This is a genomic window from Pseudobacter ginsenosidimutans, from assembly GCF_007970185.1.
Taxonomy (GTDB): Bacteria; Bacteroidota; Bacteroidia; order Chitinophagales; family Chitinophagaceae; genus Pseudobacter; species Pseudobacter ginsenosidimutans.
In genome coordinates, this window is sequence record NZ_CP042431.1 from 3246982 (window position 1) to 3259195 (window position 12214).

At 48.5% G+C, this 12214-nt stretch carries 6 protein-coding genes; 1 reads left to right on the plus strand and 5 read right to left on the minus strand.

The genetic code is table 11. The annotated features are described in order from the left end of the window. The first annotated feature begins 193 nt into the window (after positions 1–193). The gene (locus FSB84_RS13135; protein WP_158643888.1) at positions 194–2275 is read left to right on the plus strand and encodes a glycoside hydrolase family 172 protein; all 2082 of its coding nucleotides are present in this window, start codon (positions 194–196) and stop codon (positions 2273–2275) included. Positions 2276–2359: 84 nt separating this feature from the next. Here the strand turns inward: FSB84_RS13135 and FSB84_RS13140 are convergent, their stop codons facing one another. The 5 genes from FSB84_RS13140 to FSB84_RS13160 form a co-directional block, all read right to left on the minus strand. Then, the gene (locus FSB84_RS13140) at positions 2360–4927 is read right to left on the minus strand and encodes a glycosyl hydrolase 115 family protein (RefSeq protein ID WP_130544491.1); all 2568 of its coding nucleotides are present in this window, start codon (positions 4925–4927) and stop codon (positions 2360–2362) included. Between the two features lie 123 nt (positions 4928–5050). Continuing rightward, positions 5051–7573 carry a glycosyl hydrolase 115 family protein gene (locus FSB84_RS13145; protein ID WP_130544490.1) on the minus strand — a complete coding sequence of 841 codons (2523 nt, stop codon included), beginning with the start codon at positions 7571–7573 and terminating at the stop codon, positions 5051–5053. Between the two features lie 113 nt (positions 7574–7686). After that, entirely contained in the window at positions 7687–9255 is a 1569-nt protein-coding gene (locus FSB84_RS13150) for a serine hydrolase (protein ID WP_130544489.1), read from the minus strand. A gap of 9 nt (positions 9256–9264) precedes the next feature. Continuing rightward, positions 9265–11103, minus strand: a complete 1839-nt coding sequence (locus FSB84_RS13155) for a CocE/NonD family hydrolase (protein WP_207234360.1) — start codon at positions 11101–11103, stop codon at positions 9265–9267. A gap of 32 nt (positions 11104–11135) precedes the next feature. Beyond that, a complete protein-coding gene (locus FSB84_RS13160; protein ID WP_130544488.1) occupies positions 11136–12188 on the minus strand; it encodes a DUF1611 domain-containing protein in 1053 nt (350 codons plus the stop codon). Positions 12189–12214 lie beyond the last annotated feature (26 nt).

Consider the following 12214-nt stretch of genomic DNA (forward strand, 5'->3'; position numbering starts at 1 on the left):
CAGGTAGTCTGTGGTCCGTGGCTGCCAGGGCTGCTTTGCAAACACCGGTGCTAATCCGGTACAAAATCCTGCTAATCCTACATCAACTTCTTACATTGTCCCCGTCTACTTTTACTTCACAAAAGCGGGAAAGCGTTGCCCTCCGCCATTTCCATACCAACCCCCACATCAATAAAATAGTATTACTATGTATATGAAAAAGACCTGCACGATTGCCATTTGTTTATTCCTCTTTTCTTGTTTTACAGTATCCATCCAGGCGCAACAAGTCAATTTTGAATCACTGCTCCGCGAAATGGCAGACAGAGAGGCCATCGCCCGTTATCCTTCGCAGGCCTACACGCTGGCCCAGTTCAGCAGCTACGACCGTGCTACCACGGTTCCGGGGGATTCCAGCTGGTACGCCAATTGGGACCGCTCCATGTTCATTCGTCTCGATTCAGATAAAGGAAGAAAAGAGTATGTACTTTTCGATACCACAGGACCCGGCGCTATCGTCCGCTTCTGGATGACCTTCTCCGGCTCCAATAGCGGTGATGGGATCCTTCGGTTCTATCTCGATGGGAAACCTGAACCAGTGATCCAGGGATCAGCCAAAGAAGTGATCAGTGGAACTGCCCTCGTGAATGGTCCATTGGCTGCATCAGTAAGCGATAGCGTGAAATACTCTATGCGCGGGCACAATCTCTATCTGCCCATCCCATACGCCAAAAGCTGCAGGATCACTTACGAAACCAATAATATCACCGACTACGGCGCCAAAAAAGGCGAGGCCGTGTATTACAATATCAACTACCGTACTTATCAACAGGCTTCCGTTACCAGCTTTTCACTAAAAGACCTGAAGAAACACCAGGCGCTGCTGCAATCAGTACAGGAAAAACTGTCTACACGCGACAAAGGTTTGCAGGGCCTCTCACTCAATCCGGTCAATATCAATACTACAATTGCAGCCGGGCAATCTTCCACCATCAACTTACCATCAGGGTCAAACGCAGTCAGGCATTTCCGCTTGAAATTGTCGGCTGCCAACCTGGAGCAGGCTTTGCGCAGCACCATCGTTTCGTTCAAATTCGATGGAGAACAAACCGTATGGGTGCCTGCGGGCGATTTCTTTGGAACCGGTTACCAGGTTCGTTATTCCAATACCTGGTATTCACAGGTGAACAACAACGGAACCATGGAAACCTGGTGGGTAATGCCCTTCCAAAAAGAAGCAACGCTTACACTGCACAATCTGCAAGATGCATCTGTGCAGGTGGAAGGACTGATTGAGACAGCTCCCTGGAAATGGGACGACCGATCCATGCACTTTGGTGCTAACTGGCGTCAGTACACCAATGTATTCACCGGCGAAGTGAAGAACATGGAAGCAACAGGCGAGCCCTTCGATGTGAACTATGTGCAATTGAAAGGAAAAGGTGTGTATGCAGGCGATGGACTTACTTTGTTCAATACCATTCATCGCTGGTGGGGAGAAGGCGATGAAAAAGTTTATATCGATGGTGAAAAATTCCCTTCCCATATCGGAACCGGCACTGAAGATTATTATGGCTATGCCTGGTGCCGCCCGGAAAAATTCTCCAACCATCCTTTCATCGCACAACCCGATGGCAGCGGCAATTTCACGCCAGGATTCACTGTGAATATGCGCTACCGCAATCTTGATGCCATTCCTTTCAACAAGCAATTGACCTTCGATATGGAGCTCTGGCACTGGGGAAGGGCCCTGATCAATTATGCGCCGGTAACTTATTGGTATATGCAACCTGGCGGAACTACCAATATCAAACCTGAAATCGCTACTGCCAAACTACCGGTGGTGATCAAACGCTCAGATATCGTTTCTCCTACAATCAATCATGGAAAAGTGGAAGGGGAGAATATGGAACTGGTGAGTGTTTCCGGGGGCAAACTCACTTACCAGAATCTGAAGGGATACGATTGGAGCGATAATACACAGGCATTCTGGTCTGAAGGAAAGCCCGGTGATAAGATGGTGCTGAAATTTGTATCAGAGGAAGAAGGGCAATTCCACCTGAGCGCCCGCCTCACCAGCGCTCCGGATTATGGAAAAGTGAAAATGAAACTGAACGGCCAACCTGTTGCAATCACCTTTGATGGTCACGAAGAAAAAACAAAAGTGAAGATGTTGTACCTGGGCAATTTCAGGATCAGGAAAGGGGAGAACCTGCTGGAAGTGGAGATCACTGATGCAAGACCCAATGAAAAGAAGACAGCTTATTTCGGGCTTGACTACCTGAGGGTGCATTAAGCCGTTTCGAATCAGGTAGGAAAACCAGGGAGCGCCGCAGCATCCATTCTTCAAAGATGGGTTCTGCGGCGCCCTGGTTTTTGATCATTCTTCAATGGTCAGTTCGTTCAGTACCAGGCCCGGATCCAGCAGGTAGATCCTGATCGTGGCCGGAATGGATGAATGAAAATAATGCCTGGTAGTGCCTGACATGAAGCCTTGTATAACGTTATTGCCCCAGCGCTGGCTCCAGTGCTCTCCCTGCCCATCGAGATTAACAAATTCAGGTAAGGATCCATTCACAGAAATGGCGTAACGTAGTCCATGTTCAGCATTCAATGCATGTGTAGGTAGGAGCTTTGCTCTCACAGTGTAATTTCCTGGCGGCACTTTACCCCTGTATTCCACCCAGGATGCGCCTTCCACGGTATTGCCCTTCACGGAGGCGGCGGTAAATGGGAGCAGCGCCAGACCATTTCCTGTAATACCTAATCCGCGGATATTGGTCAGACGATAACCGTTCATTTCTTTCTTCATGAAAAAGTCCTTTGCGCCGATGCTTAGCAGCGGTTTAGGTATTGCTGCCATGTCTTTTGATGCAGTTATTTTTCTGCCGGCAATAACTGCACGATACAGGCTATCCGTTCCAACAACAGGTGCAGCATAATTGAAGAACCGGTTGGTGATCTCTTTTGCAGTAGTATTCATCATGCCATCCCATTTGCCACCTGCAATGCCTTTGTGATAATGCACTGTGATAGTCAAAATACTATCATGAGCCGCTTTTGCCAGTTTTGAATAATGAGCATAGTGCTTATCTCCCTGCCTGGCCAATGACAGGCTGCGGGCTGCATACAGCGTTTGCTGATTCATCCATGATGCGCCCAGCACGGGATACTGGACCAGCTGGAACCAGGCATCCTGTAAGCGATCAGGGATTTTCTTTCCCAGTGCGATCGTTTTTGCAGCCAGCGAACGATAGCGTCCGATACGTTGGTCCGCTTCATCAGTTCGGAAAGGGATATTCAGTAGCTGATCCGGTTTTCCGGAGGCCGCCAACTCATAATACTGCGCTTTGATCTGTGCAATTTCATCAGCCAATGCATGTCCAAATATCCCTGCTGCCCACTTACGCAGATACTTATGCGCATTTTCAGGTGTCCATTTTTCGATATCCCATGCCATCTCCATGAAGAATGCTGTTTCCAGTTCCGCCGGCTTGATATCACCTACATTTACTATCCATAGTTGAGATATGCCGAGATCGTATGATTTTTTCATTTCGAATGCGGTCAGCATTGGAGAGATGCTGGATAACCAGATATAGGCTTCCGGTTCACCGAGATAGGAGAAATGATAATACATCCCATGTCCACCGGACCTTGATTGTTTTTCCGGAACAGGCAGTTGCCTTACATAGCCATGATTATCGTCTACCCAAACCATCGTAACATCGTCCGGCAATTCCAGCTGACCAGTGCGGTACATATCCAATACTTCGTTATACGGACAAAAAGTTTGCGGTACCTGCGAGGCTGGTTGCTGAATATATTTCTCCAGCATCGCCCGTTGGTCTTTCACGATGCTATTCCATAATTTTATTTTTTCTTCACGTGAGGCCGGCCCTGGCATTTCTGAATCACCCACGCCACGCATGCCGATCATGTAAGTGGATTCATAATTCCTGGATTGCGCAACACGGTCTTCCCAGTAACGATGGATCTGGTCTTTGTTCAGGTCGTATCGCCAGGGCCCTCGTTTTTCATTGTACTCTTTCTCGAAATTCACAGACCATTCGAACAAATTATTGCGAAGCATCTGCTCGCAATGTGAAGAGCCGATCACAATGGCATAATCATTCGCCAGCTTCGGATTGGCAGGTGTGTTATAGAAAGCTGTTGTGCCATAATACATGGCAGGCCAGCAATAATTGGCTTTGAGGCGCAGCAACAGCTCAAACACTTTTCCGTAAACAGCGGGGCCGAGATTATTCTGTCCATCTTTCGTGTTTTTGTTTGACCAGGAAACAAGCCCCCATTTTTCATCATTGATGAAGATGCCGCGGTATTTGACGGATGGAGGCCCGATGATGGCTGTACCGGGCGCCAGATACAATTCCTTTTTCTTTTCCGGCCGAACATCGGCCCACCAGTAAAAAGGAGAAACGCCGATCATGGCAGACAATTCAAAGATGCCGAAAGCTGTTCCCCGCCTGTCGCTGCCGGCAATGACAAGTGCCTGTTTTACCCGGGGAAATGGTTGATCGATCACCGCGATGATGAAGGTTTCCCATTGACCGCGTACGCGTTCTGCTTTCAGTTTGTTGGAAGCAATCAATTGATCGATCATGGCTGATTGACCGATGGTCCCTGCTATCACCATATATTCCTGCGCAGGCGCATCGGTTTGCACTGCAGGCTCAATATCCGTTACCAGTTTGATATCCGATTTAAGTGCAGTTGCTGCTATCCCAACAACAGCTGCATCTTTTGCATCGTAACAAATAGGCGCCGCCAGGCCTTTTCTTACCAATGGAAAAGCATTGGCTGATGACTGGAATATTACATGCAGGGAAGATTTCGGTTGATGATCGCTGTTGGTTTTGATGGCCTGCCCCTGTACAGGCAATGCAGCCAGGGCAAGGACCGAATAAAGTAAATGATGTATACGCATGATAGATACGTTTTACCGGATTATTGCCGGGACGGGTGTTATAAAAAGCGAATAGACAAACCGATGGAGCTTCTGCAGAAGGCGATCGTTTGTCTATTCAGTATAAAAGGGAAGCGGTTACTATCAGTAAATAGCGAGCTCATCCAGCACCAGGCCGGGATCAAGCAGGTAAATGCGGATGATGCTTTCTCCTGGTTGTGTGATCCGGTGTTTGGTCTCACCGGCATTGTAGCCTCTCAATACATTCGTGCTCCAGCCTTTGCGCCATTGATCTGCCCCTTCGATATTAATGACCTGGGGTTTACTGCCATTCACTGAAATGCCATAACGCAATTTGTACTTGCTGTTGATGGCATGAGTAGGCAGGAATTTAGCAAGGATCGTAGCATAGCCCAGTACTAACCTGGTTGTATATTCGAGATATGGCGCACTTTCCACGGCACTATCGCTGATTGGAGGAGCTGTGAAAGGCATGATGCTGATCCCTTCTCCTGAAATGCCGAGTCCTTTGAAACCATTCAATGTGTAACCTGGTTTATCTTTTTTAGAAGTATAGCTGGCAGCGCTGATCATAAATGGCACAGCTTCTGCCGGTGCAGCAACCAGTGGTTGAGACTTTGCAGCGGCCAGGCTGCTGTCTGTGGCAACCGGGGGCATCGACATATTGAACCAACGTGCCTTGATCTGCTCCACCATGATGCCATCCCATTTTCCATTTGCAATTTCCTTGTTGTATCTCCTGGTGATCCTGCCGATCTCTTCGTGTGCCTTTTTTGCTTTAGCTGCAAATTGCAATGCAGCTGCATCGCCGTATTTGGCAAGCATTACACTTTTCCGTGCATACCAGGATTTCTGGTTCATGTAATAAGATCCGAGTACAGGATATTCAATTAATTGATACCAGGCATCTTTGAGACGTGAAGGGATTTTTTTGCCCAGTGTAGTGGTGGCTTTCGCCAGTTGTTCATAGCGGCGGATCTTGTTTTCCGCTTCCTCTGTTGTTACCGGCGTTTTGATCATGTATTCGGGTTTGCCAGAATTCGCCAGCAGGAAGAACTCATGCTTGATCTTCCCGATCTCATCTGCCCAGGTTTCTCCGAATGTTTTTGCTGCCCAGTAACGAGGGAAAAGATATGCTTTTTCGGGAGTCCATTTGTTGATATCCCAGGCCATTTCCATGGCCAGTTCAATTTCCATTTCTGCCGGTTTGATATCGCCCACATTGAAGATCCAGAGCTTGTCGGCGCCATAGGCGTAGGACTTGGTCATTTCATAAGACGTGAGTGCGGGAGCTACAGTGGATAACCAGATGAAACTTTCGGGAGGGCCGAGATAGGAGAAATGATAGTACATACCATGTCCTCCGGTCCTTTGCTGCTCATTGCTGGTAGGTAATTGACGAACATAGCCATGATTATCGTCTACCCATAACATACTGATGTCTTCGGGGATTTCCATTTTTCCTGTTCTGTACCAATCCAGCACTTCATTGTAAGGGCAAAACAATTGTGGCACTTCACTGGCTGCCTTACCTGTATGTTCTTCCAGCATAGCACGCTGGTCTCGGACGATATTATTCCAGAGTGCGATCTTTTCTTCTTTCGTGGCAGATCCGGGCATATCGGAATCACCCACGCCGCGCATACCGATCATGTAAGTTGATTCATAGTTCTTCGACTGCTTCACACGATCATTCCAGTAACGATGTATCTGGGTTTTGTTGAGATCATAGCGCCAGGCTCCTTTCTTTTCTTTGTATTCTTCTTCAAAGAACACATCCCATTCGGAGATATTGTTTCGAAGCATTTGCTCACAATGACTGGAGCCAACCACGATGGCATAATCGTCCGCGGTTTGAGGATTGCCGGGAAAATAATAGAAAGGTTTTGTCTCATAAAACATGGCAGGCCAGATATAATTGGCCTTCAGTCTGAGCAGGAGCTCAAAAACTTTCTCGTAGGTTTTGGGGCCGATGCTTTGAACATCCTTGTCGAGATGTTTGGCAGACCATTGTGCCAATCCCCACATTTCATCATTGATGAATATTCCCCTGTACTTCACGGATGGCGGGCCGATCAGGCTGCTGCCTTTGGTAATATACAGGGCTTGTTTTTTTTCCGGATGAACATCTGCCCACCAGTAGAGTGGCGATACACCCATCATTCCGGATAATTCAAACAGGCCGAAGGCGGTACCGCGGCGGTCGCTGCCAGCCACTACCAGCGCCTGTTCCATGCCTGCGAATGGCTGGTCCACCACGGCTATCAGGAAAGTTTCCCATTTGTTGCGAATGCTATCAACAGAGATCTTTTTACTGCTGATCAGTTTATCGATCAGGTTCGATTGGCCGATGGTGCCTGCGATCACCGCATACTTTGCCACCGGTTGCTGATCATTCCGGATGGCCGGTCTGAGGCCGGTTACGCGCTGAACATCATCGGCGAAAGCTTTCGATGCGATGCCGATCACTTTTGTTTCACCGGCATCGAAAAATAATGGAGCCGCATTGTTGCTGCCTGCGAGGGGAAAAGCGCCGGCAACGGGTTTCGATACGATCGTCACAGGCGGCTGCGCCTGCGCTTTCAATGTGGAAGGTCCTGACAGCAGCAATAAAGTGGCCAGGGATAGGAGCATTGACCTCATCATAATGGAATAAAATTTTCAGGGACTGTATATCCGATTATGCACTAATGTAAATAATGGCAACAGGCAGGAATTGGATATTCCTGCCTGAATTTTGCACTATGTTAGCCGGTAGTCTATTTCCGCTTCAGCAGAAGATCGTGGAAGTTGTGGCTGGGGTCTGTGAGTGCGCTGATGGCTTTCATGGTGGCATGTTCGATACTGCCGTCTGCGCGAAGGGAGAAAGTGATGTAGGCGTCTGCCCTCAGGCCGCGGTTCTTCCATCGGGCGATGAATGTATTGTATTGCCAGTGCTCCAGCTCACCTGCTAACTGTGGCGAATGAGCGAAGCGAATGGAAAATTTGTTGTTTTCCTGAGAAATGATCACATCTCCATACCATTTGTCTGAATAGGTTCCGGCATAAGCGCTCAGCGGAAGTGAAGGGCTGGATTGTGTATTGCGCAGCTGCGCCTGTCCGCTTTCCTTTTTCAGGATGGCGTCCCGGTTGGCGACTGCTATCTTTTTATATCCTTCCACCCAGTTGAAGGATGGTGCATTCAAATAATAGTCGGCAATGGTATTGGTGATACTTGCGTAGGGGCCGCCGCCTTCCTGGTTGGTGAGAACGGCAATGCCGAGATCGAGATCAGGGAACAATGTCATGCGGGAAACAAAGCCATCCAGCTTTCCGCCATGCGCTACTACTTTTACGCCACGATAATTGAACACATTGAATCCTAAAGCATATCCCAGGAAGTCCATATTGGCGGGCTTCACAGCATCCTGCGCCTTGCCGAATGGCATGGGTGTGACCAGTTTCCAAAGTTCATGGATAGCCGAAGGCTTGAAAACCTGGTTGCCATTGGTGGCGCGTCCTGAATCGAGTTGTACCAGCATCCATTGAGCCATGTCCACAGCATTGGAAGCGATCCCGCCGGCAGGAGCCGATACATCGGAAAAGCCCTGTTCAAAGAAATTGTCAAGGACCTGTACTTTCCCATTCACAGGAGCATGTGAGGTAGCGAGATTTGGTTGCTGCTTCAGTTTGGAAAATCGAAGAACGGATTCCCTCATACCCACCTTGTCGAGTATGCGCTGTTGTACAAAATCCTCCCAGTTTTGGCCGCTCACGGCTTTGATCACTTCACCTGCTGCGAGATATAGGATATTGTCGTAAGCATAAGTACTCCGGAATGAAGCGGCCAGCGGAATATCTTTCAGTTTGCGCACGATGGCTTCGCGACTGTAATCCGTAGGCGGGAACTGCAGAAGGTCGCCTGCATAAGCAGGTAATCCGCTGCGGTGCACCAGCAGATCGCGGATGGTCATGTTGGCTGTAACAAAAGGATCAGACATGCGGAACCAGGGCAGGTGATCGATCACGGGATCATCCCATTTGATCTTTCCTTCCTGCACCAGCAAGGCCAGCGCTGTTGCGGTGAAAGCCTTGGTATTGGAGGCAATTGGGAACAAAGTATGTTCGTCTACGGATTTGGGTTGTCCTAATTGTCTTACGCCGTATCCTTTCGCCAATACTACTTTTCCATTTTTCACAATGGCAATGCTGATACCAGGTACTTCAAAACTACTGAGTGCATTTTGCACCACGGCATCGATATTGGGAGGAGGCTGGAGATCTGATTGAGCCACCACAGCTGAAGCTGTTGTGGTGAAAGCAAGCGAGAGAAAAAATATACGTTTCATGATGGAGAATTATTTGACCAGGGGTAATTGAATATGCGATGGAAACGAAGCACTCCTGAATATTTTGTGTGTCGCTTTTTTGTAATCGCTGTCTTTAGCTTCAAAAATATTCGGAACGAAGGTTTGTGGATTCCTGTCGATGATGGGGAACCAGGTGCTCTGTACCTGTACCATGATCTTATGTCCTTTTTTGAATACATGGTTGGCTGCATGCAGATCGATGGTGAAATTGTTCACTTTTCCCGGTTGCAGGGCCGTTGGTTTTTCGAAGCTTTGCCTGTAACGTCCGCGGAATACATCATTGGAGATCATCAGTTGGTAGCCCGACATGAGTGGCTCTTCGGGAAAATGATCGGGATATACATCTATCAGTTTTACGATCCAGTCTGCATCGGAACCTGTAGTGGAAGCAAATAATTTCGCGAATACTTCCCCGGTGATGGTGATCTCTTCTTCCAGTGCTTCTGTTTCCCAGGTGAGCACATCGGGACGGTGATGTACAAAACGCTGATCATCTACCAGCCATGTTCTCCAGGTGGAAGTAGCGGAATAGGTAGGTACGATCGGACGTGGGCGATAGGGAACAGGATTGGCGGGATCTGAAACATAGGCATCGAATGCCTGCTCACCACCAGCAGGTTTGGTGAAAGAAAGTTTTCCATCAGGATGCATGTACAGGTTGGTGGCTTTTGCCTGTTGAGGAGGCCAGCTGTTATAGGATTGCCATGTATTGGAACCTGTCTGGAAAGTGCGTGCTTCGGGGAATTTGCCATCACCTTTTCCTTTCAGGTGCCAGGCAAACCAGGGCGCCTGGATCTCTGCACGATACTGTTCGGAAGTAGGCTGATCGAAGCGGATCTTGCCTAATGTTTTTCCATCTCCTCTTGCCCATCCGCCGTGGTTCCAGGGACCGGCAACAAAATAATTGCGATGACTGCTGTCTCTTTTTTCCAGCAGCTCATAAGCTTTCAGCGGACCGTAGAAATCTTCCTGGTCCCACCAACCAGCGGTATGAAGAACAGCCACGCGTGGATAATCCAGCCTGTAAGCCAGCGCTTGTTTTTTCCAGAAATCATCGTAGTCGGGATGGTTTACAAAATTATTCCAGGAAGGTATCTTGTTGTAGAAATGCTTTTTGTTCACATTGGAGAGGGCACCGAGTTGCAGATACCATTCGTAAGTATCCAGTTTGGTAAAAGGGAAGGCAGAGTCTGTTTTGCTGATCTCTTCGCGGAAAGCATATTCAAATCCGTAGCTGAGGCGGAATGCGCCATTGTGGTGGAAATCGTCGCCGAGATACATATCGGCTGGTGTGGCTTCCTCTGAAATGGCCTTGAGTGCAGGATGCGGGTCTACAGCGCCCTGCATGGCGGTCCATGCATTGTAGGATACGCCGAACATGCCCACTTTTCCATTATTGCCCTTTATGTTTTTCAAAAGCCATTCGATGGTATCGTAAGTGTCTGTGCTCTCATCGATGGCGCCGGGTTTTGATTTGTCGCGGGTGAACCGCATCATTTCAAATTTCCCTTCCGACTTATAACGGCCACGGATATCCTGGAATACGAAGATGTAGCCTTCATTGGCCATCTCTTTGGTACTCATCATTTCGTTGGGGGAAGGGTAGCCGCTGACGCCATAAGGAGTGCGGAGAAAAAGAAAGGGAAGGGGTTCTGAACTGTTGGGGATAGTGAAGATCACGGTGTTCAGCTTAACGCCGTCACGCATGGTGATGAGCACTTCCATTCTTTCATAAGCGGGAGGTGCGGTTGGCTTTGCAAATACTGTTGTGCCTGTTGCCAGGATCAACAGTAATAACATAACGTAGCTGGTCAATCGTAGTTTCATAATGATTAATTTGAAATAGAGGAATCAGGTTGTTATTGGTTCACGAGCGGGCGAAGCAGGGGTACCAGTTTTCCTACACCTTCCTGGATGGGCAGTAATACCGGAATGCCGAATTGCTGTTCCAGTTTTTGCTGGAATCCGAAAGCTTCTTCCGTACTGCACCCTGTAGTGTTCAGCGCCAGTGCTATCACTTCGCTTCCATACATGCGTACCAGTTCTATCTCGCTTTCAATGGAAGGCAGCGGCCCCCAGGAGGGATCATCTACATAGTAAGTGCGCTTCGGAGCAAATACCAGTACTGTTTTTTTCGCATTGGCGGAGATAAGGTATTCGGAGCCGCAGGGCCCTGAAGGATTGCGAAGGCCGGCCTGGCCTTCCAGCAGGATAAGGTCAGGATTGGTTTCGCGATAACAGGTATGGATGGCATGTTCCAGTTCGCCCGCTACAAAATCATTGATGGTGCTGTCCAGCACAAATCCGTAAGCGCCATCCTGCATCCATCCGGTTTGTCCGGTAAAGATCATTTGTGCGTTCAGGCCTTCGCGTCTGCAGGCTTCTGTCAGCATCCTGGTAGTGGTGCGTTTACCGAGGTTGGTTTCCATGCCTAATACAGCAATGATTGGGCATTGTACTTCAAAGATCTTTCCGTTCCAGAAATGAAGTTCATTCCTGTTTTTTGGTTTTCGTACATCGGTGATCGTTACATGGTATCGGTTGGCGAGCAGGGACATGTCTTCCATATCGGAAATGAAATCATGCAGGCCGCTAATGATGGAGATGCCGTTGCGGATACATTCTTCCAGGATGAGTTTCAGTTCCGCGGGCAGTTTGCCGCCAACAGGTGCGATGCCTACGATGCAGGCATCTATCTTTACCGGTTGCGCCAGTGCTGCGTTGATTGAGGACCATACAGGTATATTCCTGTGTTTACCATCCAGTACTTCACCGGCGTCTTTCCCGGCATGTTCATGATCGATCACTCCCAACAGTGAAAATCGATCTGACCCACGGATAAGGCCATGCGCTGTTTTGGCTGAACCATCGGCCAGCATTCCATTGGTCAATACGATGGCGTTTTGTTTCATATGCAATTAGTTTTTGATGATCGATA

Bases quoted from the DNA above. Each gene is read 5' to 3' on its own strand.
- FSB84_RS13135 (WP_158643888.1), top strand. From the start codon at position 194: ATGAAAAAGACCTGCACGATTGCCATTTGTTTATTCCTCTTTTCTTGT.
- FSB84_RS13140 (WP_130544491.1), bottom strand. From the start codon at position 4,927: ATGCGTATACATCATTTACTTTATTCGGTCCTTGCCCTGGCTGCATTG.
- FSB84_RS13145 (WP_130544490.1), bottom strand. From the start codon at position 7,573: ATGATGAGGTCAATGCTCCTATCCCTGGCCACTTTATTGCTGCTGTCA.
- FSB84_RS13150 (WP_130544489.1), bottom strand. From the start codon at position 9,255: ATGAAACGTATATTTTTTCTCTCGCTTGCTTTCACCACAACAGCTTCA.
- FSB84_RS13155 (WP_207234360.1), bottom strand. From the start codon at position 11,103: ATGAAACTACGATTGACCAGCTACGTTATGTTATTACTGTTGATCCTG.
- FSB84_RS13160 (WP_130544488.1), bottom strand. From the start codon at position 12,188: ATGAAACAAAACGCCATCGTATTGACCAATGGAATGCTGGCCGATGGT.